Origin of the sequence: Tritonibacter litoralis (genome assembly GCF_009496005.1) — a bacterium.
GTDB lineage: Bacteria > Pseudomonadota > Alphaproteobacteria > Rhodobacterales > Rhodobacteraceae > Epibacterium > Epibacterium litoralis.
This window is the reverse complement of the sequence record NZ_WIBF01000013.1, coordinates 1-26,040: the sequence shown is the minus strand read 5'-3', so window position 1 is coordinate 26,040 and position 26,040 is coordinate 1. Positions and strand designations below refer to the sequence as shown.

The 26,040-nt window shown below is 56.6% G+C and carries 20 protein-coding genes and 1 tRNA gene; 5 read left to right on the top strand and 16 right to left on the bottom strand.

The features are described 5' to 3' along the window. The first annotated feature begins 6 nt into the window (after window positions 1-6). On the top strand, window positions 7-1,380 hold the full coding sequence (locus GFB49_RS17205; RefSeq protein ID WP_246149775.1) for a metallophosphoesterase: 1,374 nt from the start codon (window positions 7-9) through the stop codon (window positions 1,378-1,380). A gap of 1 nt (window position 1,381) precedes the next feature. Beyond that, complete coding sequence (locus GFB49_RS17200) at window positions 1,382-1,651, top strand: amphi-Trp domain-containing protein (RefSeq protein WP_153217177.1); 270 nt, start codon at window positions 1,382-1,384, stop codon at window positions 1,649-1,651. On the opposite strand, the gene urtE is transcribed toward GFB49_RS17200, so the two are convergent. The 14 genes from urtE to secE all read right to left on the bottom strand — a co-directional run bounded on the left by urtE (window position 1,652) and on the right by secE (window position 20,660). Further along, window positions 1,652-2,350, bottom strand: a complete 699-nt coding sequence (gene urtE, locus GFB49_RS17195; protein WP_153217176.1) for an urea ABC transporter ATP-binding subunit UrtE — start codon at window positions 2,348-2,350, stop codon at window positions 1,652-1,654. A gap of 3 nt (window positions 2,351-2,353) precedes the next feature. Then, entirely contained in the window at window positions 2,354-3,094 is a 741-nt protein-coding gene (gene urtD, locus GFB49_RS17190) for an urea ABC transporter ATP-binding protein UrtD (RefSeq protein WP_153217175.1), read from the bottom strand. Beyond that, a complete protein-coding gene (gene urtC, locus GFB49_RS17185; protein WP_153217174.1) occupies window positions 3,091-4,257 on the bottom strand; it encodes an urea ABC transporter permease subunit UrtC in 1,167 nt (388 codons plus the stop codon). Before urtC ends, urtD begins: the two co-directional genes overlap by 4 nt. Before the next feature lie 4 nt (window positions 4,258-4,261). Continuing rightward, window positions 4,262-6,208: an urea ABC transporter permease subunit UrtB gene (urtB, locus tag GFB49_RS17180; protein WP_153217173.1), complete on the bottom strand. Its 1,947-nt coding sequence runs from the start codon at window positions 6,206-6,208 to the stop codon at window positions 4,262-4,264. Window positions 6,209-6,274: 66 nt separating this feature from the next. Continuing rightward, window positions 6,275-7,534: an urea ABC transporter substrate-binding protein gene (urtA, locus tag GFB49_RS17175; RefSeq protein WP_425505241.1), complete on the bottom strand. Its 1,260-nt coding sequence runs from the start codon at window positions 7,532-7,534 to the stop codon at window positions 6,275-6,277. 574 nt (window positions 7,535-8,108) lie between these two features. Then, window positions 8,109-12,347 carry a DNA-directed RNA polymerase subunit beta' gene (gene rpoC / locus GFB49_RS17170; RefSeq protein ID WP_153217171.1) on the bottom strand — a complete coding sequence of 1,413 codons (4,239 nt, stop codon included), beginning with the start codon at window positions 12,345-12,347 and terminating at the stop codon, window positions 8,109-8,111. Beyond that, window positions 12,344-12,628, bottom strand: a complete 285-nt coding sequence (locus tag GFB49_RS17165) for a hypothetical protein (protein WP_153217170.1) — start codon at window positions 12,626-12,628, stop codon at window positions 12,344-12,346. Before GFB49_RS17165 ends, rpoC begins: the two co-directional genes overlap by 4 nt. Beyond that, entirely contained in the window at window positions 12,628-16,764 is a 4,137-nt protein-coding gene (rpoB, locus tag GFB49_RS17160) for a DNA-directed RNA polymerase subunit beta (protein ID WP_153217169.1), read from the bottom strand. Before rpoB ends, GFB49_RS17165 begins: the two co-directional genes overlap by 1 nt. Window positions 16,765-17,047: 283 nt before the next feature. After that, entirely contained in the window at window positions 17,048-17,422 is a 375-nt protein-coding gene (gene rplL / locus GFB49_RS17155) for a 50S ribosomal protein L7/L12 (RefSeq protein WP_153217278.1), read from the bottom strand. Window positions 17,423-17,502: 80 nt separating this feature from the next. After that, window positions 17,503-18,021, bottom strand: a complete 519-nt coding sequence (gene rplJ, locus GFB49_RS17150; RefSeq protein WP_343032622.1) for a 50S ribosomal protein L10 — start codon at window positions 18,019-18,021, stop codon at window positions 17,503-17,505. A gap of 388 nt (window positions 18,022-18,409) precedes the next feature. After that, entirely contained in the window at window positions 18,410-19,108 is a 699-nt protein-coding gene (gene rplA, locus GFB49_RS17145; protein ID WP_153217168.1) for a 50S ribosomal protein L1, read from the bottom strand. A 3-nt stretch (window positions 19,109-19,111) separates the two neighbouring features. After that, complete coding sequence (gene rplK / locus GFB49_RS17140) at window positions 19,112-19,564, bottom strand: 50S ribosomal protein L11 (RefSeq protein ID WP_153217167.1); 453 nt, start codon at window positions 19,562-19,564, stop codon at window positions 19,112-19,114. A gap of 132 nt (window positions 19,565-19,696) precedes the next feature. Then, window positions 19,697-20,230: a transcription termination/antitermination protein NusG gene (nusG, locus tag GFB49_RS17135; protein ID WP_153217166.1), complete on the bottom strand. Its 534-nt coding sequence runs from the start codon at window positions 20,228-20,230 to the stop codon at window positions 19,697-19,699. 241 nt (window positions 20,231-20,471) lie between these two features. Further along, entirely contained in the window at window positions 20,472-20,660 is a 189-nt protein-coding gene (gene secE, locus GFB49_RS17130) for a preprotein translocase subunit SecE (RefSeq protein WP_153217165.1), read from the bottom strand. A 355-nt stretch (window positions 20,661-21,015) separates the two neighbouring features. Between secE and GFB49_RS17125 the strand changes: the two genes are divergently transcribed. Next, the gene (locus GFB49_RS17125) at window positions 21,016-23,199 is read left to right on the top strand and encodes a tetratricopeptide repeat protein (RefSeq protein ID WP_153217164.1); all 2,184 of its coding nucleotides are present in this window, start codon (window positions 21,016-21,018) and stop codon (window positions 23,197-23,199) included. Between the two features lie 119 nt (window positions 23,200-23,318). On the opposite strand, the gene GFB49_RS17120 is transcribed toward GFB49_RS17125, so the two are convergent. Next, window positions 23,319-23,394 (bottom strand) — tRNA-Trp (locus tag GFB49_RS17120). Window positions 23,395-23,539: 145 nt separating this feature from the next. Here GFB49_RS17120 and GFB49_RS17115 point away from each other — a divergent pair. Beyond that, window positions 23,540-24,235 carry a lysophospholipid acyltransferase family protein gene (locus GFB49_RS17115; protein ID WP_343032621.1) on the top strand — a complete coding sequence of 232 codons (696 nt, stop codon included), beginning with the start codon at window positions 23,540-23,542 and terminating at the stop codon, window positions 24,233-24,235. Between the two features lie 5 nt (window positions 24,236-24,240). Here GFB49_RS17115 and GFB49_RS17110 read toward each other — a convergent pair whose 3' ends face one another. Further along, the gene (locus tag GFB49_RS17110; protein ID WP_153217163.1) at window positions 24,241-24,807 is read right to left on the bottom strand and encodes a TetR/AcrR family transcriptional regulator; all 567 of its coding nucleotides are present in this window, start codon (window positions 24,805-24,807) and stop codon (window positions 24,241-24,243) included. Between the two features lie 63 nt (window positions 24,808-24,870). Here GFB49_RS17110 and GFB49_RS17105 point away from each other — a divergent pair, with 63 nt between their 5' ends. Then, entirely contained in the window at window positions 24,871-25,911 is a 1,041-nt protein-coding gene (locus GFB49_RS17105) for an NAD-dependent epimerase/dehydratase family protein (protein WP_153217162.1), read from the top strand. The last annotated feature ends 129 nt before the right edge of the window (window positions 25,912-26,040 follow it).

Sequence of the window (26,040 nt, the reverse complement as noted above, 5' to 3'; positions counted from 1 at the left end):
TGTGCCTTGGCTGACTTTCAGCTTTTGCAGCCCCGTGGCGGGCCGCTTTTGCCCCCCGTTTTTGACGCGTTTTGTGATTTTGAACCGTTGCCGCTGAATTGTGAGGCCTGGCCTGTATCAGAACCCCACTCGGGTGGGGCTGTTCAGGAATTCCACAGCTCACTGGCGACATCCAACAGCAGTGACTGGAACTGGCCCACGCGACCGGTTGTGTTTGTCTCGGACCCGCATGCGGATGCCGAAAGCTTTCTGCGATCACTGGTGGCGGCAGGTGTAATCTGCCGAACCGGGGCGGGGCTTGCGGATTTCACCCTCACCGGGTTTGGCCATCTGGCCCATGTGGTGGTCGGCGGCGATTGCCTGGACAAAGGTCCCTCTAATCTGGATATGTTGGACACGCTGTCTGCCCTGTTTGCCACCGGTGCCAAGGTCACATTGCTGGCGGGGAACCACGATCTGCGCCTGATGCTTGCCGTGCGCGCTCTTGCCACACCACGCAATCCGCTGACAGAACATTTGTTTGTGCGCATGGGTCGCAAGGCGCTGCCGCTGCTGCGTGAGGTCTGGCACAGGTTCGGCAGCGATCAGCGTCTGACCCGCCTGCCCAGCGAAGCCAAATGCCGCGAACGCATCTGCCCCAGCGAAAGCTGGTTTGACGAATTTCCAAAAGCCGCCGCGCCGCATCTGGCACCAGAAGCGATCAACAAGGAATTGCGCCGCTTGCGCGAAAAAGGCAGCCAATTCACGCAGAATGTGGCTGACGCGGGCCTCACCATGCGCGAGGTCTTTGGCGCAGCCCTTCTGTGTCATGAATTATTCCTGCAGCCCACCGGCCCCTATCATTGGTTTTTCCAGCGGATGGATGTGATCTTGCAAACAGGCTCTGTTCTGTTTGTTCATGCGGGTCTGGATGACAGCATGTGTGAACTGCTGGTCCAGGACGGCCCTGCAGCTGTGAACACGCGGTTCCGGCGGGATGCCAAACGCGATCTGTTTGCGTTTTATTTTGGCCCTATCGCCAATCTGGTGCGCACCAAATACCGCGCCTCAGATAAAGTGCTGACCGATCACGGCGTGCGCCTGCTGCATCAGGCTGGGCTAAAACTGGTGGTTCAGGGCCATGTGAACAACCACAATGGCCAGCGGTTGCTGGCAAAACGCGGATTGTTGCATCTTGAGGCGGATGTGACCCTGGACCGGGCGTCGCGCGCGCGCGAAGGGCTGTCGGGCATTGGCGCGGGCGCAACTTTGATTTATCCCTCGGGTGACATTATCGGCCTCAGCTCGGATTATCCAAAGGCCAAGCATTTTCACCCACACTGTGTGGGCTTGCAGGCACAGATGCCGCAGCCGCGCGCACAACAGAAAGAGTTCGCCTGACATGGGTTACGCCGACGGCAAGTTTCGCCACGAGTCGCTTCAGGATCGCAAGACCATCAAATCCCTGCTGGAAGCCCTGACCAAAGGCATCAGCAAAGGAGAGCTGACACTGGGCGAAGGGGATGACGAATTGGTCCTGCCAGTAGATGGGCTGATGACCCTGCGGCTCAAGGCGGACCGATCCGACGGGCAATGCAAGGTCGACATGCGGATCAGCTGGAGCGAACAGCAGGAGAAGCCTGCCAAATCCGCCGCTCCAACTGTCAAGTAATCAGACCGACACTTTGGCCAGCAATGCGTCCCGCTCGGTCTCAGCCCGCAGCGCGTTATGCACCACCTCACCGCGGGTCAGCACGACAAAATGGTCGCCCAGCTCATAGCCAAAGTCAAAGAACTGCTCGACCAGAACAATCGCCATATCGCCGCGTTCCCGCAGGTATTTAATGACCTCACCGATCTGTTTGATGATATTGGGTTGAATGCCTTCTGTGGGCTCATCCAACAACAACAGCTTGGGCTTGGTGATCAACGCACGGGCAATCGCCAGCTGTTGCTGCTGCCCACCTGACAGGTCCCCTCCCCGGCGGTTCTGCATCTCTTTCAACACCGGAAACAGCTCATAGATCTCATCCGGGATCCTATGTTCACTGCGCTCCAGGCAGGCAAATCCGGTTTCCAGGTTTTCCTTCACTGTCATCAGCGGAAAGACATCGCGCCCTTGCGGAACATAGCCCACGCCCATCTGCGCCAGAATATGGGCGGGCGTCGACTTCGCGACCGTCTCACCATTCAGGACCATGTCACCACCAGACCGCGCATGGGTGCCCGATATGGCTTTCAATAGGCTGGTTTTGCCAACGCCATTGGTGCCCATCAAACAGGTGACAGCCCCGGATTCGGCCTCCATGGAGATGTCATAGAGGATCTGGGAATGCCCATAATGCAAAGTCAGGTTTTCAAGTTTCAGCATTGTTCAGCGCCCCAGATAGACTTCGATGACTTCGGGATTCTGGGTCACGTGATCCAGCGACCCTTCGGCCAAAACCGCGCCTTCGTGCAGCACGGTCACTTTGCAGTTCAGCCGACGGACAAACTCCATGTCATGTTCCACCACCACAACCGCGCGGGTTTTGGCAGCTTCGACCAACATCGACGTGGTTTTCTCCCGCTCGGCCGGAGTCATGCCCGCGGCGGGTTCATCCACCAACAACAAGCGCGGCTCTTGTGCCAGCAACATGCCAATTTCCAACCATTGTTTCTGGCCATGGCTCAGCTCGCCCGCCACGCGCGTCAACTCATCCGACAGGCCGATCTGCTCCGCCAGCGCTTCGATCCGGTCAGCACCCAGTTTGGTCTTGCGATAAAACAACACCTCAAACGGGCCGCGCGGGTTCTTCAACGCCATGGCCAGGTTTTCCCGCACGGTTTGCTGTTCAAACACCGTGGGTTTCTGGAACTTGCGCCCGACCCCTTCGCGGGCAATCTTGCTTTCGGACATCCCGATCAGCGAGATGTTTTTCTCCCCAAACACAATGCGGCCTTCATCGGGTTTGGTTTTGCCCGTGACAATATCCATAAACGTTGTCTTGCCTGCGCCGTTTGGGCCGATAATGGCGCGCAGCTCGGGCTCGCCAATTTGAAACGACAGGTTGTTGATCGCCTTGAACCCGTCAAAAGAGACGGACACACCAGAGAGTTCGAGAAGCGTGCTCATTTGGCCTCTCCTTTCAACCGATCAAACAAGGATCCGATACCACCGGGGAAGAAGAGCGTCACCGCGACAAAGCTTGCGCCCAACAGGACCAGCCACCATTCGGTCCATTGGATGGTGTAAAAGCCCAGGTTGATATTGGGTGCGCCGCCGCCGGTGAACCAGCTCGCCAAGAGCGAGACAAAGGCCGCCCCGATGACCGAGCCATAAAGCCGCCCGCGCCCGCCAATTGCCACCCAGACCGCCAAGTAGATCGAGGCGATCGGCGCAACCTCGGTCGGGTTGATGATGCCTGCCTGCGGGTAATAGAGCGCGCCTGCAATACCAGCCACAATCGCCGTCAAGGTAAAGACGAACAGCTTATAGCTTTCCACGTGATAGCCCAGGAAGCGCACCCGCACCTCATCATCGCGCACCGCGCGGATCACGCTGCCCATTTTGCCGGACAGAACCCGCGCAAACAGAAGATACCCCGCGCCCAAAGCCACCGCAGAGGCCCAGAAAAACACGATGGAAACCGTCGATTGCGGCAAATGGTCAAAGCCGGGAATATTCTGCAAGCCCGACAGCCCGTTATTGCCGCGCAGACCAGAATCGTTTTGCAACAGGTACAAGGACAGCGCCAGCGTCATCGCCTGTGTCAGGATCGACAGGTATACGCCCGTCACCCGACTGCGAAACGCCAGCCAGCCAAACACAAGCGCCAGAACGCCCGGCACCAGCACCACCATCAGCAATTGCAGCACCAAGGAGTGCGAGAACATCCAGATCGCCGGAAATTCAGACGCGCCCACCACACCAAAAATCTGAGCCGCAATTGCATCCTGCACCTCGCCCGGTGTCGGAGGGATCACGCTTGAGGCCATGCTGGTTTCAACAATCGCCTCGGTCCGGGCGTACATCAACCACATGCCGACCGAATAACCGCCGATGCCAAAGAAGGCAAAATGGCCAAGCGACAGGATCCCGCAATAGCCCCAGACCACATCCATCGCGATTGCAATCAGGCACAGGCACAGGACCTTGCCCAAAGTCTTCACAAACGAGGTGGAGATCACCGAAGAACCAGTCCCCTCGGCCAAGAGCGTGACCACAACGGTGAACAGGCCAAGGGCTGCCAGGAACCACATCACGGATGGGTTTTGCGCAAGAAAAGAACGTTGCATCAGATCAATCTCCCGCCGCGCGGCCTTTGAGGGCGACGATGCCCTTGGGCCGGAATTGGATAAACAGGATGATAAAGAGGATCATATAAGTCTGCGCCGCCAGGGTGTTGGAAGGGTTTAACCATTCGACACCCTTTTGGAAGCCGCCAATCATGGTCGCCCCCGCAAGCGTGCCCCAGACATTACCGACGCCGCCCACAACCACCGTCATAAAGCTTTGAACGATGTAATCGGCCCCCATTTCAGACGTCACCTTGGCATAAAGCCCGATAGCCACCCCAGCGATGCCGGCAATCCCGGAACCAAGGCCAAAAGTCAGAATTTTGATCTTCTCTGGGTTAATCCCCATCGACGCCGCCATGCGTGGGTTCTGGGTAACGGCGCGCACCTCAAGCCCCAGTCGCGTGCGTTTCAAAATGAACAGCAACAGACACAGGAAGGCGAGCGCGAGAACAAAGATGGCAATCCGGATGTAACTGATCTGGATCACATCATTTATCACCCAGGCCCCGTCCAGCCACCCCGGAGAGGTCAAAGGTCGCGCCTGCGTGCCAAATATGTTTTTGGCCAGCTGTTGCAAGGCGATTGAAATCCCAAAGGTTGCCAGCAAGGTCTCCAGTGGACGGTGATATAGCCATCGGATCACCAGCCGCTCCATCGCGACACCTGCGCCAAAAGTCACAGCAAAGGCCAGCGGCAGCGCGACAATCAGTGAAAGCGTGTAATCCGGCACGATCTGCTGCACCACATATCCAGTGTAAGCGCCCATCATGATGAACTCACCATGGGCCATGTTGATCACACCCATCACGCCAAACGTCACCGCGAGGCCAATCGCGGCAAGGAAATAGATCGACGCTAATGAGATCGCGTCCATCCCAATATCCGCCGTTTGGCTCAACCCTACGCGGGTTTTCACGCTGGCCTGCGCGGTTTCTGCCGCTTCGGTAATGGTCGGGTCGCTTTCGACATAAACGGTGTAAAATCCCCAATCGGCAAAGGCCGCATCCATCGCTTCTGCATCCACACGGGCCGGAACTGCGCCCTCGGTTACCAAGGCGTCATAGGCCCGTAGGCGCATGTCATCACTGTCCAGCTGTGCAACAGGCACGCCGCCCACGGTGCCACCATCCAGATTGGCCTCCAAAGCACGACGGATGTCGGCGGGTCCTACGCGGGCAGGCAGATCATGGTCATCGACTAACATCTGATAGGCCACGTCGCGCGCGAGCCCACCCTCACCCGGCGTCAGGATCGACGCGACATTGGTGCCATCTGGAAGTTCCTGGGCCACCAGTGTAGTGGTCTCAAGGATCTGCGACAGGACCGCGCGTCCTTCCACGCTGAGGTCGCTTGAAAGGTTTTGGATTGCGGCCACACGGATTGTCGGGGTCTCACCAAACCGGGCCTGCAAATAATTGGCTAATTTCTGTTTACGCGCTTTCAATGCGGCGTCAGGCTCGCCATCGATCGAGGCCACCAAAGGGCCCAGCTGGGCAGGGTCCAGCGCCCGCGCCAGCGCATCCAAGGCCTGAGTGCGGCGGGCAATATCCGGATCGCTCAGCTGAAACGCCACCAGGGCGGAGCCGATTTCGCGACGAACGCCGCCGTTGGGCTTGATCTGTTTGGCGTCTTTCTTGCCAATGCCTGCGACAACCTCCGCGCCGGTTTCGACATCCAGCAAAACCAGACCCGCGCCACCTGTGGTGCCGACATAAAAAAGGTCATCCTCGGCCCGCAAGTAGATGGATTTATCCTGCCAAGCTTCCAGAAATCCGGGCACTGTCGGCAGACCAGAGGCCACCAAGGTATCCAGCACCGGGCCAACTGACTTGCGTGAGGGTTTGATAATGACGTCGCGGTGGCTTTGCAAAAGGGTCTGCAGCTCTTGGGCAGACACAGCAAAGGGCAGCCACGCCAAAGCGATGACGAGTGAAAAAATTCGCAACATAGGAGAGACGTGCCCCGATCCGGGGCCAGCGACGCGTGTGTGCGCCACTGGCCGGTCTTGGGTGAATTAGTAGTTCGAGGTCAGCTGAACACAGGTCTTGGTCTCGGTGTTGTACATACCGCAACCCAGCTCTTTCCAGTCAGACTTCAGAACCGCCGATTCCGGCAGGAAGTCGGTCCAGGCATCGCCCGGAACTTCAGTTGTTTGAGAGATGATGTCGAACTGACCATCGGCCTGGATCTCACCGATCAGAACCGGTTTCGCCAGGTGGTGGTTCGGCAGCATAACGGCCGTGCCGCCAGTCAGGTTCGGGAATTCCTGACCGTACATCGCCGTCCGCACTGCATCCACATCGGTGGAGCCTGCTGCAGTTGCGGCGTTCACCCACATGTTAAAGCCGATGTAGTGCGCTTCCATCGGGTCGTTGGTCACACGCTCAGCGCCTGCAAACTCTTTCCATGCGTCAATGAATTCCGCGTTGGCATCCGTTTCTGCAGACTGGAAGTAGTTCCATGCCGCCAGGTGACCCACCAGGTTGGCGGTATCCAGACCGGACAGTTCTTCTTCACCCACAGAGAAGGCCACAACCGGCAGATCATCCGCGGATACACCCGCAGCTGCCAGCTCTTTGTAGAAGCCGATGTTCGCGTCGCCGTTGATGGTAGAGATCACGCCAACCTGCTTGCCACCTTCACCCAGTGCCACAACGTCGGACACGATGGTTGCCCAGTCCGAATGACCAAACGGGGTGTAGTTCACAAAGATGTCTTCTGACGCAATGCCTTTATCTTGCAGGTACTGCTCAAGAATGTTGTTGGTGGTACGCGGATAAACATAGTCGGTGCCCAGCAGAGCGAAACGCTCGATGCCCAGCTCTTCGAGGAAGTAATCAACCGCAGGGATCGCCTGTTGGTTTGGTGCCGCACCAGTGTAGAAGACGTTTTTGGAGCTTTCTTCGCCCTCATACTGAACCGGGTAGAACAGCAGGCCGTTCAGCTCTTCGATCACCGGCAGGACGGATTTGCGGGACACGGATGTCCAGTTGCCAAAGATCACGTCAACCTCGTGAACGGTCAGCAATTCGCGTGCTTTTTCCGCAAACAGCGGCCAGTCGGACGCGGGGTCAACAACAACGGGTTCGATCTGGCAGCCCAGGATACCACCTGCTTTGTTTTGCTGGTCGATCAGCATCAGCATGGTGTCTTTGAGAGTGGTCTCAGAGATCGCCATCGTGCCGGAGAGTGAGTGCAGAACACCAACTTTAACCGGGCAATCCGCAGCAGCTGCGGCACCTGCAACCAGCATCGAAGCCGCGGTTGTTGCCATAAGTTTGGTGAGACGGGTCATGTCATTCCTCCTGGCGGGCACGCGCAAACACATTGCGCCCAAGGGCGCAAACGCGTAGCAAGGTCCCGCAACAATGTTGCAATTTGGTGTGGCGGCCTAATCGAGGTCCAATTCGCAAGGTCGTCACACGCTCATGCCTGAGGTTTTCCTCGTTGGGTCATGAGCGAGTACAGTATGAGCCTTTCCACTGCCTAGAAATCAATCATCCTGACCTTTGCGGAGGGATCACAGTGAGGTTTGTTTATTTTTTGAGCACGAATGCGGAAATGCGACAGGAAAATGGGCAATCCGCGACCTCGCACCGCCCAATTGCTGGGCGACGTAGGAACCCCTTCGAATTTATGATCAAATCTTGAGCGTGCAAAAATATTAATAAATTGCAAACCTTTAAAGTATTTGTCACCAATCCGTGCAGCAGCTCCCCTGCCCGCCCGTTGATGGAGACCAGCTGAAATTAGCCAATGCACAAAAAACGCCCGATGCGATTCGTCGCAACCGGGCGTTTTGAATTTCAGGGGCCGCCCCACCTGGGGGCGACCATAAGTAGATGCGATTAATCGCGGCTTTCCGGAGTTTCTACAAGATTGTCCAGATCGTCGACCATATCGTCCTCAACAACCGGGGCAGCCAAGGCAGCTGCGGCTGCAGCTTCTTCGCGGCGGGCTTCCAGAACCACGTTGTCGCGCGCCTGTGCAACCTGACGCATACGCTGGGTTGCACCACCGGTACCGGCCGGGATGAGACGGCCCACGATGACGTTTTCCTTCAGGCCAACCAGCTTGTCCTTCTTACCCTGAACCGAGGCTTCGGTCAGAACGCGGGTGGTCTCCTGGAAGGAGGCCGCCGAGATGAAGGAACGGGTCTGCAACGACGCCTTGGTGATACCCAACAGGATGGGTTCGCCTTTGGCCGGACGCTTGCCACGCGCAATCGCCTTTTCGTTGGCGTGATCGAACTCTTGCTTGTCCACGTGCTCCCCTTTGAGCAGCGTGGTCTCACCAGAGTCTGAGATCTCCCACTTTTGCAGCATCTGGCGAACGATCACCTCGATATGCTTGTCGTTGATCTTCACACCTTGCAGGCGATAAACGTCCTGAACTTCGTCGATCATATAGTTCGCCAGAGCCTCGACCCCCATGATGGACAGGATGTCGTGCGGCGCCGGGTTACCATCCATGATGTAGTCACCCTTCTGGACAAAATCGCCTTCCTGAACAGGAATGTGCTTGCCCTTGGGGACCATGTATTCGACGGTTTCCAGTGCGTCATCCACCGGCTCGATCGAGATGCGGCGCTTGTTCTTGTAGTCGCGGCCAAAGCGGACGTAACCATCGATTTCGGCGATGATCGCGTGGTCCTTTGGACGACGGGCTTCGAACAGTTCCGCAACGCGCGGCAGACCACCGGTAATGTCCTTGGTCTTGGCACCTTCACGCGGGATACGCGCAACGATGTCACCGGCCTGCATCTGCTGGCCATCTTCACAGGACAGGATCGCATCCACAGACATCGGATAGGTCACCGGATTGCCCAAGCTGTTGCGGATCGGCTCACCATCTGCATCGATCAGGATGACCTCAGGCTTCAGGTCAGACCCTTTGGGGGCCGCACGCCAGTCGATCACGATCTTCTGGGTCATGCCGGTCGCTTCGTCGGTCTCTTCACGAACCGCCAGACCTGAGACCAGGTCGACATATTTCGCTGTACCGGCCTTTTCGGCGATGATCGGCAGTGTGTACGGATCCCATTCGAACAGCTTGTCACCACGGGCAATCTGCTGGCCTTCTTTGACGAACAGCTTAGAGCCGTAACCCAGCTTGTGGCTGGCGCGCTCTTCACCGTGATCGTCTTCGATGATCAGCTTCATGTTGCGGCCCATAACCAGGATCTCGCCATTGGCGTTTTCCAGGATGTTCGGGTTTTCGAACACGATCTTACCTTCTTGGCTGGCTTCCAGGAACGACTGTTGGCCACCCTGCGCAACACCACCAATGTGGAAGGTCCGCATGGTCAGCTGTGTACCAGGTTCACCAATCGACTGCGCCGCGATGATACCAACAGCTTCGCCTTCGTTCACCTTGGTGCCGCGTGCCAGGTCACGACCGTAACACTGCGCACAAACGCCCTCTTCGCTTTCACAGGTCAGAGGCGAGCGAATACGCATGGACTGAACGCCTGCTTCTTCGATTGCGTCGGCCATACGTTCGTCGATGATCTGACCTGCAGCCACCAGCACCTCTTCGGTGCCCGGACGTTTGACATCATCCGCAGCCACACGACCCAGAACACGTTCGCCCAACGACGCCACAACCTCGCCATCATTCACAGCCGCTTCGGCAGTGATGGCACGGTCGGTGCCACAATCGTCTTCACGCACAATGCAATCCTGGGCCACATCCACCAGACGGCGGGTCAGGTAACCAGAGTTCGCAGTCTTCAAAGCCGTATCCGACAGACCCTTACGGGCACCGTGTGTCGAGTTGAAGTACTCAAGAACGGTCAGACCTTCTTTAAAGTTCGAGATGATCGGTGTCTCGATGATGTCGCCGTTCGGCTTGGCCATCAGGCCGCGCATCCCGCCGAGCTGTTTCATCTGAGTGACCGAGCCCCGCGCACCGGAGTGAGCCATCATGTAGACCGAGTTCGGCTCCATGACCGCACCATTCTCATCGCGCTTGTCATCCGAAATCGTGGTCATCATGGCTTCGGTGACCTTGTCGTTACACTTCGACCAGGCATCCACAACTTTGTTGTACTTTTCGCCCTGAGTGATCAGACCGTCCATGTACTGTTGTTCAAAGTCTTTCACCTGATCGCGGGTGTCGTCGACGATGGTCCATTTGGTATCGGGGATCACCATGTCGTCCTTACCGAACGAGATGCCCGCCTTGAACGCTTCGCGGAAGCCCATGGTCATGATCTGGTCACAGAAGATCACGGACTCTTTCTGACCGCAGTACCGGTAGACGGTGTCGATGACCTGCTGAACTTCTTTCTTCCGCAGAAGACGGTTCACCAGTTCAAACGGTGCCTTGGCGTTCTTCGGCAGCAGCGCACCCAGTCGGACACGGCCCGGCGTGGTTTCAAAGCGCTGATAGACCTCGTTGCCTTCTTCGTCGATCTGCAGAACACGAGCGGTGACTTTGGAGTGCAGATGCACCTCACCAGCGTCCAGCGCGTGCTGAACTTCGTCCATAGTGCCGAAGACTTTGCCTTCACCAATCATGCCTTCACGTTCCAGGGTCAGGTAATAGAGACCCAAGATCATATCCTGCGACGGAACGATGATCGGCGCACCGTTTGCTGGTGACAGAACGTTGTTGGTGGACATCATCAGAACGCGTGCTTCCAGCTGGGCCTCAAGGCTCAGTGGAACGTGAACCGCCATCTGGTCCCCGTCAAAGTCCGCGTTAAACGCCGAACAGACCAGCGGGTGCAGCTGGATCGCTTTCCCTTCGATCAGCGTGGGTTCAAACGCCTGAATACCCAGACGGTGCAGCGTCGGCGCGCGGTTCAGCATGACCGGGTGCTCGCGGATCACCTCGTCGAGGATATCCCAAACTTCCGGACGCTCTTTCTCAACCAGCTTTTTCGCCTGCTTCACGGTGGAGGACAGACCTTTGGCCTCCAGACGCGAATAGATGAAGGGCTTGAAGAGTTCCAAGGCCATCTTCTTCGGCAGACCACATTGGTGCAGCTTCAGTTCCGGACCGGTCACAATCACCGAACGACCAGAGAAGTCGACGCGTTTACCCAAAAGGTTTTGACGGAAACGACCCTGCTTACCTTTCAGCATGTCAGACAGCGATTTCAGCGGGCGCTTGTTGGCGCCGGTGATCACGCGGCCACGACGACCGTTGTCGAACAATGCGTCAACAGATTCCTGCAGCATCCGCTTTTCGTTGCGGACGATGATGTCAGGCGCGCGCAGTTCAATCAGACGTTTTAGACGGTTGTTCCGGTTGATCACACGACGGTACAGATCGTTCAGATCCGAGGTCGCGAAACGGCCCCCATCCAGCGGCACCAGCGGGCGCAGTTCTGGCGGGATAACCGGAACAACGGTCATGATCATCCACTCTGGACGGTTGCCGGATTCCAGGAAGGATTCCACAACTTTCAGACGTTTGATGATCTTCTTGGGCTTCAGCTCGCCGGTGGCTTCGGCCAGCTCAGCGCGCAGCTGCTCTGCTTCCGCCTCCAGGTCGATCTGGGACAGCATCTCACGGATCGCTTCGGCACCGATATTGGCGGTGAACGCGTCCATGCCGAACTGGTCCTGAGCGTCCATGTACTCTTCTTCGGTCATCATCTGGCCGTATTGCAGGTCGGTCAGACCCGGCTCGATGACAACGTAGTTTTCGAAATACAGAACCCGTTCCAGATCACGCAGGGTCATGTCCAGCATCAGGCCGATACGGGACGGCAGCGATTTCAGGAACCAGATGTGCGCAACAGGTGCCGCCAGTTCGATGTGGCCCATACGCTCGCGGCGCACTTTTTGCAGGGTAACTTCAACACCGCATTTTTCGCAGACAACGCCGCGATACTTCATGCGTTTATATTTACCACACAGGCATTCGTAGTCTTTGATCGGGCCAAAGATACGCGCGCAGAACAGACCGTCACGTTCGGGTTTGAACGTCCGGTAGTTGATGGTTTCGGGTTTCTTGATCTCACCATAGGACCAAGACAGGATCCGTTCCGGCGACGCCAGTGAGACTTTGATTTCATCAAAAACCTTAGGCGGCGTCAGCGGGTTGAACGGGTTGTTGGTGATTTCCTGGTTCATTGGATGTCCTTTGCAGGCTCGGTGCAGCTAAAGAAGTGCACTGTATGTGTAATGACTGGGAGAAAACTGTTCGTTTCGATGGGCATAAAGGAAGAAGCCTCTTCTAACCCACAAGCGATACGTACCTTTTTCTGTGCGGTTTCGACCGAAGAGAAAGCCCCGACGCGAACCATGCCGCTGTCGGAACCATCGGCAAACTCGATGGTTGTGCAGCCCGCCATCGCAGCTAGCACAAGGCTACCCGCAACTTTCGACGAAGCTGAACAACCAAATCGTTGCATTACTCCTCAACCTCCGCATCCAGGAGTTCCATATTCAGGCCGAGGCCGCGGACTTCTTTCACCAGAACGTTGAACGATTCTGGGATGCCCGCTTCAAAGTTGTCCTCGCCCTTGACGATGCTCTCATAGACCTTGGTCCGGCCCGCGACGTCATCCGACTTCACGGTCAGCATTTCCTGCAGGGTGTATGCGGCGCCGTAAGCTTCCAGAGCCCAGACTTCCATTTCACCAAAGCGCTGACCACCGAACTGCGCCTTACCACCCAGCGGCTGCTGCGTAACAAGCGAGTATGGACCGGTGGAACGGGCGTGGATCTTGTCGTCGACCAGGTGGTGCAGTTTCAGCAGGTATTTGACGCCCACAGTCACCGGACGCGCGAACTGTTCACCGGTACGGCCGTCAAACAGAACCGACTGACCGGAGCTGTCAAAGCCTGCACGCACCAGCGCGTCGTTCACATCGCCTTCTTTGGCGCCGTCGAAAACCGGGGTCGCAATCGGAACACCGCGGGCAACATTGCCTGCCGCTTCCAACAGCTGGTCTTCTTCCATGCCGGTGATGCCTTCTTCATAGACATCCTCACCATAGGCCAGACGCATGGCTTCACGCACCGGCGTCAGATCGCCAGAACGACGGTATTCCTGCATCGCATCGTCAACCTTGATGCCCAGACCGCGTGCGGCCCAGCCCATGTGGGTTTCAAGGATCTGACCAACGTTCATCCGCGACGGAACGCCCAGCGGGTTCAGACAGAAGTCAACCGGGGTACCATCGGCCAGGAACGGCATGTCTTCCATGGGAACAACGCGGGAGATAACACCCTTGTTCCCGTGGCGACCCGCCATTTTGTCACCCGGCTGCAGCTTACGCTTCACGGCGATGAAGACTTTGACCATCTTCATCACACCCGGCGGCAGATCGTCGCCACGGCGGACCTTCTCGACCTTGTCCTCAAAACGGGCGTCCAGGGCACGTTTCTGTGCTTCGTACTGCTCGTTCAGGGCTTCGACGATCTGTGCAGACTGTTCGTCTTCCAGCGCCAGCATCCACCATTGGCCGCGCGGCATGGAATCCAGCAGCTCTTCGGTGATTTCAGCACCGGCACGGATGCCTTTGGGGCCTTTGACGGCAACCTTGCCGACCAGCATCCCACGCAGACGCGCATAGATGTTACGGTCCAGGATCACCAGTTCGTCGTCGCGGTCACGCGCCAGACGTTCAACTTCCTCACGCTCGATCTGCAGGGCACGTTCGTCTTTTTCCACACCATGGCGGTTAAAGACGCGTACCTCAACAACGGTACCGTAATCACCCGGTTTCACACGCAACGAGGTATCGCGGACGTCAGATGCTTTTTCACCAAAGATGGCGCGCAGCAGCTTCTCTTCCGGGGTCATTGGAGATTCACCTTTGGGGGTGATCTTACCAACCAGAATGTCGCCCGGTTCAACGTCGGCACCGATGTAGACAACGCCGGCTTCGTCGAGGTTGCGCAGGGCTTCCTCACCAACGTTCGGAATGTCGCGGGTGATCTCTTCCGGGCCAAGCTTGGTGTCACGCGCGGCGACCTCAAACTCTTCGATGTGCACAGAGGTAAAGACGTCATCCTTGGCGATCCGTTCCGAGATCAGGATGGAGTCTTCATAGTTGTAGCCGTTCCAAGGCATAAACGCGACGACCACGTTTTTACCCAGCGCCAGTTCACCCATATCGGTGGACGGGCCATCCGCAATCACTTCGCCCTTTTGAACCGTGTCACCCACCTTCACCAGCGGACGCTGGTTGATGCAGGTGTTCTGGTTCGAACGCTGGAATTTGCGCATGCGATAGATATCAACACCCGCATCACCCAGTTCCAGATCCGAGGTCGCGCGAACAACGATACGCTGTGCATCAACTTGGTCGATGATACCCGCACGTTTCGCCTGGATCGCAGCGCCAGAGTCGATCGCCACTTTTTCCTCGATGCCGGTGCCCACCAGCGGCGCTTCTGCGCGCAGCAGCGGAACCGCCTGACGTTGCATGTTCGAACCCATCAGAGCGCGGTTTGCGTCGTCGTTTTCCAGGAACGGGATCAATGATGCCGCAACCGAGACCAACTGCTTTGGCGAAACGTCGATCAGATCAACCGCATCGCTGGGCGCCATGGTATAGTCGCCGGACTGACGTGTATTGACCAGATCGTTGACGAACTTACCGTCGCCGTCCAGGCTCGCGTTCGCCTGCGCAACAGTGTGGCGCATTTCTTCGGTCGCCGACATGTAGTGCACTTCGTCGGTAACCTTGGAATCCACAACCTTGCGATACGGTGTCTCGATGAAACCGTATTTGTTCACGCGGGCAAATGTCGCCAGCGAGTTGATCAGACCAATGTTCGGACCTTCCGGTGTTTCAATCGGACACATCCGGCCGTAGTGGGTCGGGTGAACGTCGCGAACCTCAAAGCCTGCACGTTCGCGGGTCAGACCGCCGGGGCCAAGCGCCGACAGACGACGCTTGTGCGTCACTTCCGACAGCGGGTTGGTTTGGTCCATGAACTGCGACAGCTGCGAGGAGCCGAAGAATTCACGTACCGCAGCCGCGGCCGGTTTTGCGTTGATCAGGTCTTGCGGCATGATGGTGTCGATCTCGACCGAGGACATACGTTCCTTGATCGCGCGTTCCATCCGCAAGAGGCCAACACGGTACTGGTTTTCCATCAGCTCGCCAACGGAACGTACACGACGGTTGCCCAGGTGGTCGATATCGTCGATGTCACCCTTGCCGTCACGCAGCTCTACCAGCGCTTTGATACATGCGATGATGTCCGCCTTGCGCAGGGTGCGCATGGTGTCTTCGGCATCCAATGCCAGACGCATGTTCATCTTGACCCGGCCAACAGCCGACAGGTCATAACGCTCGCTGTCAAAGAACAGCGTGTCAAACAGCGCAGACGCAGCTTCAACGGTGGGCGGCTCACCCGGGCGCATCACGCGATAGATATCCATCAGCGCGGTGTCGCGGGACATGTTTTTGTCCTGCGCCATGGTGTTACGCATGTACGGGCCGACATTGACGTTGTCGATGTCCAGAACCGGGATCTCGTCGATGCCCGCGTCCATCAGCTCTTTCAACGAACCACCAATCAGGTCGCCGTCTTTGTCGTACTCCAGGGTCAGCTCATCACCGGCTTCGACATAGATCGCGCCGTTTTCTTCGTTGATGATATCCTTAGAGACGTATTTGCCGACGATGTGATCAAACGGAACCAGCAGCTCGGTGATCTTGCCTTCGTCGATCATCTTCTTCACGGCGCGCGGCGTAACTTTTTTGCCGGCCTCGCAGATGATCTCACCGGTGGCGGCGTCAACCAGATCATAGGTCGGACGGGTGCCACGTACGCGCTCGGGGAAGAACGGGGTCACCCAGCCGCGTGTTTTTTCCAGTTTGAACGGAACGGTGTTGTAATAGGCGTCACAGATACCTTCCTGATCCAGACCCAGCGCATAAAGCAACGTGGTCACAGGCAGCTTACGGCGTCGGTCGATCCGGGCAAAGACGATGTCTTTTGCGTCGAATTCAAAATCCAGCCAAGAGCCACGGTAAGGAATGATGCGGCAAGCAAACAGCAGTTTACCAGACGAATGCGTCTTGCCCTTGTCGTGGTCAAAGAACACACCCGGCGACCGGTGCATCTGCGACACGATCACACGCTCGGTACCGTTCACAACAAAGGTCCCGTTCGGCGTCATCAGAGGCATATCGCCCATAAAGACGTCTTGTTCTTTGATGTCTTTGACCGATTTGGCACCGGTGTCTTCATCGACATCAAATACGATCAGACGCAAAGTCACCTTCAGCGGCGCGCTGTAGGTCATGTCGCGCTGCATACATTCTTCGACGTCGTATTTCGGCTTTTCCAGCTCGTATTTCACGAACTCCAGAACGGAGGTTTCGTTGAAATCCTTGATGGGGAAAACAGATTGAAACACGCCCATGATGCCTTCGCCATCAGTCGGCATTTCAGCATCGCCAGAGCGCAAGAAAAGATCATATGAAGATTTCTGCACCTCAATGAGGTTCGGCATGTCCAGCACTTCGCGGATCTTGCCGTAGTATTTCCGAAGACGTTTCTGGCCAAGGAACGTTTGAGCCATGTCAGATGTCACCTTTCGATATTCTCACGGAAACAAGAGTGCCGCCGGGCTCCGGCACCTTGCCCATACGAGACAGCGCGTTCGGATCAATTCATGGCCGTCGTCCCGTATGACGGCCTTCCCGATCCTTTGAACCTCGCCTTAGAAAACGCCCCCCACATCTGGGGCCCTTGCTAAGACAGGTACGGCTGGGCACGGGAGACCCCGTACCCAGCCTGAAACTTGGGAATATAGAGAGCAATTTCACAGGGAAATTGCTACCCTCTTTTCCCCAAAGCAGCGATTAAGCCAGCTCGACTTCCGCGCCAGCTGCTTCCAGCTTCGCTTTGATGTCTTCTGCTTCGGCTTTGTCGACGCCTTCTTTGATCTTGCCGCCTTCTTCGACCAGACCTTTTGCTTCTTTCAGGCCCAGACCGGTGATCGCGCGAACTTCTTTGATCACGTTGATTTTCGAAGCGCCGGCGTTCTTCAGAACGACGTCGAATTCGGTTTTTTCTTCTTCAGCTGCGCCACCTGCGTCGCCACCAGCTGCCATTACAACGGCGCCACCAGCAGCCGGCTCGATGCCGTACTCGTCTTTCAGGATGGTTTTCAGTTCTTGTGCTTCCAGCAGGGTCAGACCAACGATGCTTTCCGCGAGTGCTTTCAGATCAGCCATTTTCTTAGCTCTTTCCGTATAAAAGTGTATGTGTTCCAACGTAAGGTTTTGCCCTACGCCAGCCATTCAGTTCCAACCGCTTACGCAGCTTCCGCCTTCTCTTCGATGGTCGAAAGGATGCTTGCGATGTTGCTTGCAGGTGCGCCAATTGCGCCAGCGATGTTCGAAGCAGGTGCGCCAATGCAGCCAACGATAGAAGCAATAAGCTCATCGCGGGACGGCATTTTGGACACAACTTCAACGCCAGCACGATCCAGTGCGTTTTCACCCATTGCACCACCAAGGATCTCGAACTTGTCGTTCTCCTTGGCAAAGCCCTCGGCAACCTTGGCCGCAGCCACAGGATCCTCGGAATAGGTGAGCACGGTCATACCCGTCAGCAGGTTAGACATGCTTTCACACGGCTTACCCTCGAGGGCGATTTTGGCGAGCCTGTTCTTGGCAACACGCACAGAACACTCCGCGTCACGAGCACGCGCGCGCAGGTCTTGCATCTCAGCAACTGTCAGACCGGCATAGTGGGCTACGACCACAACGCCAGAGCTTTCGAAGATCTGGCCGAGTTCCTCGACCACTTTCTCTTTCTGGGCTCTATCCACAGTTCTCTCCAAGTTTTGGGGTGTAACAACACCCCGGCTCATAATTTGCCCGACCTTGTCACCAAGGCCTGGCGTTCGGGTCCGTTTTACGGGATGAGCCAAAATCTGCCCGAGGGTCAAAAATCCCTCGATCTTTTTGGTCTTACCCGTCTCAGGAGGGAAATTAAGGCCAGATCGACAAGCCACCCACCATCTTGGACGAAACGAAATGAAGCGCACGACGAATCGCACGCTTCATTGCGTGCTCGTACTTAGTCCCAATTGCAGAGATTTCCAAGGGGTAAATCAGCCCGCCTGCCCGCTTTGCGATGACTTTGCGACGGCTCCAAACAAAACAGGGCGAGCCCCGCAGGACCCGCCCCAATCAATCCTTCAAAAGGATCGAAAATTACTCGCTGACAGCGCCTTCGACGTCAACGGTGACGCCCGGACCCATGGTGGAGGACAGAGCAATTTTCTTCATATATGCGCCTTTGGCACCCGACGGTTTTGCCTTGGCAACCGCAGAGATGAAGGCTTTGACGTTCTCAACCAGCTTGGCTTCGTCAAAAGACGCTTTGCCAACACCGGCGTGCACAACGCCACCTTTTTCCGCTTTGAACTGAACTTCACCACCCTTGGCTGCTTCCACGGCCGCTTTCACGTCCATGGTCACAGTGCCAACTTTGGGGTTCGGCATAAGGTTGCGCGGGCCCAGGATTTTACCCAGACGACCAACGATCGGCATCATGTCCGGAGTCGCGATGCAGCGATCAAAGTCCAGGTTGCCGCCTTGGATGGATTCCATCAGATCTTCTGCGCCCACAACATCTGCGCCAGCAGCTTGTGCTTCTTCGGCCTTGGGGCCGCGTGCAAATACTGCAACACGCATGGCTTTACCGGTGCCGTTTGGCAGGCCGATCACGCCGCGAACCATCTGGTCTGCGTGACGGGTGTCAACGCCCAGGTTCATTGCAATTTCGATGGTCTCGTCGAACTTGGAAGTTGCGTTGGCCTTAACCAGTGCAACAGCCTCCTCAACGGTCAGGTTCTCTTTGCCAGCGAAGGCTTCGCGCGCTGCGCGGGTACGTTTACCGAGCTTTGCCATGATTTAGCCTTTCACCTCGATACCCATAGAACGGGCGGAGCCCAGGATGATCTGCATCGCCGCTTCGACGTCGTTTGCAGACAGGTCTTTCATCTTTGCTTCGGCGATTTCGCGAACCTGTGCCGCGGTCACGGATGCAACGATTTCACGACCTGGGTTTTCAGCACCACGCGGACGGTTCCGCTTGCCAACCGGCTTCAGGCCAGCCGCTTTTTTCAGGTAGTAAGACGCAGGCGGCGTCTTGATGTCCATGGTGAAGGACTTGTCCTGATAATAGGTGATCACGGTCGGGCAAGGCGCGCCAGGATCCATTTCCTGGGTCTTTGCGTTAAACGCCTTACAGAATTCCATGATATTGATGCCGCGCTGACCCAGCGCCGGACCAACCGGCGGGGAGGGGTTCGCTTGACCTGCAGGGATCTGCAGCTTCATTGTACCAGCAAGCTTCTTTGCCATCTGGTTATCTCCTTTTCAACACCCCGCCGACGCGTCATTGGGGCTTCTCATGTTGTGTGGTCCGGCTTTGGCATCGCGATGCCGTGGCCTCCCACGCTCAAAGCCGCGCAATCAAGGCGCGGCTTTCTTTCATCAGGTCTGTTTATTGACCTGAGTGAAGTCCAGTTCGACCGGGGTTTCCCGACCAAAGATCGACACGGTAACCTTGAGCTTTTGGTTGTCGTCGTCGACCTCTTCGACCATGCCGTCGAAATCTTCGAACGGGCCGTCGTTAACCTTGACCTTCTCACCCACTTCAAAGGTGATCAGGGTGCGCGGCGCTTCTTCGTTCTCGCTGACGCGGTTCAGAATGCCGTTCACTTCTGCATCACGCATCGGCATCGGGCGCCCTTGTGGGCCCAAAAATCCGGTCACGCGGTTGATCGAGGAAATCAGGTGATAGCCGCGATCAGACATTTCCATATGGACCAGAACATAACCGGGCATAAAGCGACGCTCAGTGGTCACTTTCTTGCCGCGACGAACCTCGATCACCTCTTCGGTGGGGACCAGAACCTCGTCGATCTCGTCCTCAAGACCCTTCTCGATCACTTCGGCACGGATTTGCTCTGCGATTTTCTTTTCGAAGTTCGAAAGAACGCTGACCGAATACCACCGTTTCGCCATGAACCTGATCGTCCTTGTCCTGCCACGCGAGCCCATGCTGACCCGCACCGTCGTTTCAAAATCCTTCCGCTGACAGGCCAAATATGGCGTGTCGCGGCCCCAACAAAAAGCGGCGTGCAACCGAATCGCCACACGCCAACGTCAGGGATAGCGGCTCAAGTACTCTGACTGTTTGCTAAGATCAAGTCCAAGCCGCCGAGCACACAGAGAAAAAAGAGCAGTCCCCTGCCCTCAAAAGGCCTTAGCCCAGGATCACTTCCAGACCCGAGCGAATGGCCAGATCGACCAAGGCAAAGAAGACAGCCGTCAATGCCGCCATGACGAACACCATGACGGTGGTCAGCAAAACCTCACGACGGGTCGGCCAAACAACTTTGGACACCTCAGCGCGGACCTGCTGGATAAACTGTACGGGATTGATGCTGGCCATTTGGCTGCGTCTCTTTTGCTATGTTGCGATCTGCCGGGATTTAACCGGAGCTGCGCCTGAATTCAAGGGGCGAGGCTGAATTCGCCTTTTACTCTACATTCAAGCCATGCAAATCCCGGCATAATAGAACGGCCCACCTGTCCGCCGGATCGCGGCCAAAGTGGCCGTTGTTTTTCTCAACCTTTATTCGTTCATGTTTTCAAACCGATACCCGGGGAAACCATTAAGGGCGTGGCGCGGTCGGAAGCTGAATCAATTCTATCTTAATTTTCTGATCTTACGAATGATTCAAAGCGGACCCTCGGTTGTTGAAACGCACCGCCCGCACCTCAGTATCGTAGTGAGATAGGATTCCATGACCGTCGCAAGCAGCCTCCATAAAGCGCAACGTTATGAACGCGATCAGAATTTTGAAGACGCGGCCGAAACATATGGCGAAATTCTCGCGCGGTTTCCACAAAATCAAAGGGCGCGCAGCGCGCTGGATGCACTTCGAAACCGTATCGCCACTATTGATGAGCCCCCTGCCGACCTGGTCGCCCGGATCAAGACTCAGATCGCCAATGGCAATGTTTCACAAGCTGCAACCCTGTGCGCGAGCAACCTGAACAAATACCGCAAGTCGCATTTCCTTTGGAAGTCGCTGGGCCAGTGCCACATGCTGCTTGGCGCGCTTAACGAGGCCGCGACATGTTTGAACAAAGCGCTGGAACTCAACAGCAAACAGGGTGACACCTATGGGTTTATGGCACAAGTCAGCCGACGCCAGGGTCAGCTTGACAATGCCCAGGCCCTGTTTCGCAAAGCGCTCTCGCTTGAGCCGGAAAACCTGACTCTGCTGAATGACTTTGGCAACCTGCTTGTGCAGGTTGGTCAAATTGGCGAAGCCGCTGATGTTTTGAAACATGCCAGCGACTTGGCGCCGACAAACGCGCGCGTCCTCTTTAATTATGCCTCAGCCCTTCGTATCGCCGGGCAAATGGATGCTGCGCAAGAGATGCTTGAAAAGGCAATCGAACACGACCAGAGCTTGCAACCGGCACATTTCAACCTGGGCCAGCTGCATGTGCTGAACGGGCGCAACGAAGACGCCCTGCCGTATCTTGAACGCGCAACCGAGCTCAGCGGCTCAAACGATCACGCCCGCGCCGCCAAGCTCCACGCCATGGCCCATCTGAACGACTGGCGCTGGGTGGATGAATATGCCAGCAGCCGCCGTTTCTTGGGTCTGCAAGGGATCGCCTGTTCTCCGTTTCTGTTGATGGCGATGGAGGACAACCCGGACCTTCTGCGCATTCGCACCCAGGCCTATGCCGGCGAACAGATCCCGCAATTGACCGCCCCAACCCGTACCGCCCCCTTATCACGTCCCCAACGTCTACGGATCGGGTATTTTTCCGCAGACTTCCACTCCCATGCAACGATGCATCTGATGGGTGGCATGTTCCAAGCCCATGACCGTGACCGGTTTGAGATCTTTGCCTATTCCTTCGGACCCAATGTGGATGATGAAGGCCGTGCGCAGGTGCGCGACAATGTCGACCACTTCATCGAAGCTTCTGCGATGTCTGACGCCGATTTGGCGAAACGTGCTCATGACGACAGGCTGGATATCGCCATCGATCTGAAGGGCTTCACCAGTGGCAACCGCAGCGCGATCTTTGGCGCGCGCCTGGCACCGATCCAAATCGCATACCTTGGATATCCCGGATCCATGGGCACCAATGTCTATGACTATATGATCACCGATTGGCAGGTCTGCCCGCCGGGGAGCGAGCGTCACTATGATGAACATCTGCTGCGTATGCCGCACAGCTATCAGGTAAATGATCGCAATCGGCAAACCTCTGATCGTGTCTTCAGCCGGTCGGAATGCGGTCTGCCGGAAAACGGGTTTGTGTTCTGTTGCTTCAACAACAGCTACAAAATCACCCCGCAGGAATTCGACATCTGGATGCGCCTGCTGGACCAGGTGGACGGCAGCGTCCTGTGGCTTTTGGAAACAAGCGCCACGTCCAAGGCCAACCTGCGCACAGAAGCCCAGGCACGTGGGATATCACCGGATCGCCTGATCTTTGCGCCCCGTATGGACCAGGCCGACCATCTGGCGCGCCACAATCTGGCGGATCTGTTCCTGGATACTTTTGTGGTCAACGCCCATACCACGGCAAGTGACGCCCTGTGGGCCGGTCTCCCAGTTCTGACGATGGCGGGCAAGCAGTTTGCCGCCCGCGTCAGCGCCAGCCTCTTGTCGGCGGTGGGCCTGCCCGAGCTGATCACCCACAGCCCGGCCGCTTATGAACGCCACGCGCTGGCCATCGCACAGGACCCTTTGCGCCTGGCCGATATCAAGGCCCGCCTCAACGCCAATCGCCTGACAACGCCGCTGTTTGACACCCAATGTTTCACGCGCGACTTTGAAGAGGGTTTGGATCTGGCCTATGGTCGTTGGCTCAAAGGCGAAGGCCCGGACCACATCGATGTGGCCACGTCCTCCAGCGGTTATTTGCAAATGCCGAACTCTGCCGCATTGGCCTGAAGGCCCCGTTGACCCAAACAGAATGTACCAACGCCCTCCTGCGTTGGTACACGCACGTCAAATGGCCGCCAGCCACTCGGCGGAAACATAATTCGCTATCATGTCATGGATTTGGTAACTGGCAGGGGCAGCAGGGTTCGAACCCGCGACCTACGGTTTTGGAGACCGTCGCTCTACCAACTGAGCTATACCCCTGTGGTGCCGGTGTTCCTAAGCCACTGGCGCAGCGGTAGCAAGAGGGAAATCACGACAAATTCCGTTCATTCGCGCCCAAGGCTGGTGAGGCCGCGTCTGCTGGTCTATGACAGGCGGAAAACTTGGGTAAAAAGGACCCGAATTCGTGAGCCTTCGCAGAAAAATCGCCGACAGCCGCCGTTTCAACCGCATGGTCGAGGGCTTCTTTGCCACATACGTGCGATTCGCCTATTGGACTTCCCGATGGCAACGCCTTGGTTTTGAAGAGATGGATGCCTGCGTCGCCCGTGGCGAGCCCATCATTTTTGTGTTGTGGCACCAGCGTTTGATTATGGCACCCTATATTTTTGATACGCGACAGGGGCGGATCTGCGCTTTGACATCCTCTGCCCGCGCCGGCCGTCTGGCCGGTCAAATTCTGGTCCGCCTTGGGTTTGAAACGATCCCCATGTCCAGCCACCAACGCCATGTGGCCCTCTCCCGCGAGGTGCTGCGCCGCACCAAAGACGGCTGCTCCATTGGACTGGCCGCAGATGGCCCTCGCGGCCCTGCCCGCCAATCCTCGCAAGTCCCGATCATGTGGGCGCGAATGACCGGCTGCCGGGTTTTTACTGTCACATTTGCCGAACACCGTGTCATCAAACTGCCGACATGGGACAAACAAATGCTGCCCCTGCCCTTTTCTCGTGGTGTGTTCCTCTGCGAAGAATGGACAGAAACCGTGCCTAAGAAACCCTCCGAAGAGGAAGTCGCACGTCTTCAGTCCAATATCTCCCAAGCTCTGGATGAGGTCACGGACAAAGCTGATCAAATCGCAGGCAGGCACTTCAGCGGACAGTGATGTTATTACCTGTCGGCTTTCCGCGCTGTTAGAACAGCAGAAACAATCGTTATAATCCCCGCCTCCAATTCCGCTTCGCTTTGGGCGCGCTGGGAAATTCCCCCGGCACAAGCCAGCAACAACCAGGCGAGTTCTGCCGCCTGCCGCCCATAGTCTGGCTCTAAAACGGGTATCAGCAGATCGATGACCCACTGTTCTTCGGAATTGCGGCGATCTTGATACAAGGATTTTTTCCCAGCCAGCAGCTCGTCGGCATGCGGGGATCCTTGCAGAACGCGAAAGACAGTTAGCGATTTACCAACAAGAGCCGCGGCGATCCTATCTGGCACCGGGGCGTCCCCGTCCAGGTTTTCCCGCAATTCTGCATCCAACCGCTTCTGAAACCGGTCGACCACTGCGGCAAACACGGTGTCTTTGTCCGGGAAATATCCATAAAGCGTGGCCTTTGCGACTCCTGCTTCCTTGGACAAACCTCCCATTGTCGCGGCCTGCAGACCAAGTCGCAGGAACAAGGCTTCCGCCGCGTCCAGAATAGTTTCCTGTTTTCGCAAACCACGGGTTGAAACTGTCATGCTACTTTTCTTATATCATATTGAACGATTTAAGTTCATATAGTTCATTTTAGAGGTCAGACAATGGCGACCAATTCCAATACTACGATTCTTTTGACCGGGGTAACAGGGTACCTCGGAGGTCATATCGCGCTGGAGCTGCTGCGGCTCGGTTACCACGTACGGGGTTCCATGCGAGATCTGGCACGCGCCGATCACGTGCGGCAGGCGCTTTCGGCGCAGGGGGCAGATTTGTCGAAGATGACATTTGTGCAACTAGATCTCACACAAGATGCCGGCTGGGACGAGGCTTCTACAGGAGCTGATTACCTTATGCATGTGGCATCGCCCTTTGTCACCGCGATGCCAAAGGATAAAATGCAGTTGATTGGCCCCGCAGTCGAAGGGACGGAACGCGCGCTTCAAGCGGCGCTGAAAGCTGGCGTAAAGCGTGTGGTTTTGACATCCTCTAGCGTCGCAATTGTAAACGGCCGAGGCGCTTCAGGCCCATCTGAGCTCGGGCCCTCTGATTGGGCGGATCCGGAAAGTGGCAAATTGAATGCCTATGCAGAATCAAAAACACGGGCCGAAATGCGTGCCTGGGAAATTATGCAAGCGGCTGGACGCGGCAAAGATCTGACCGTTATCAATCCAGGGTTTATACTTGGCCCTCTGTTGGACGAGGATCCTGGCACGTCAGGGGACCTGATGCGCCGCATGCTCAATGGAGAATTCCCGGCTGTTCCAGATCTTTATCTGCATCTCATTGACGTGCGCGATCTGGCAAGAATCCACTGCGCGGCCCTGACAAATGAGGTGACCTTTGGTTGCCGTGTCCCAGCGGCATTTGAAATCCAATCGCTGCGCGAGTTCGGCGACGCGCTCAAGGCTGCGCTCCCTGAACGTGCCGACCAATTGCCCAAGCTGACACTCCCCAATTGGGCCGTTCGAATCTACGCTCTGTTTAATCCCGATATTCGGGCAAATCTGGTGGAGCTTGGCTACCATCCAAGCCTTGACGCCAGCCGTGGTCAGACTCTGCTCAAACAAGATCCTGTTCCAACGCAAGACACAATAGCTGATATGGCCAGAAGCCTTGCGCATCATGGGTTGTTGTCTGGGTGATGGCCCAGCGATTGCACCTACCAAAGTTAGTGCAAACAAAAAGGGCGCTCCTTGGGGCGCCCTTTCCGTAAGTCAAATCAGACGAGTTGATTACTCGATGATTTTGGAGACAACGCCCGCGCCGACGGT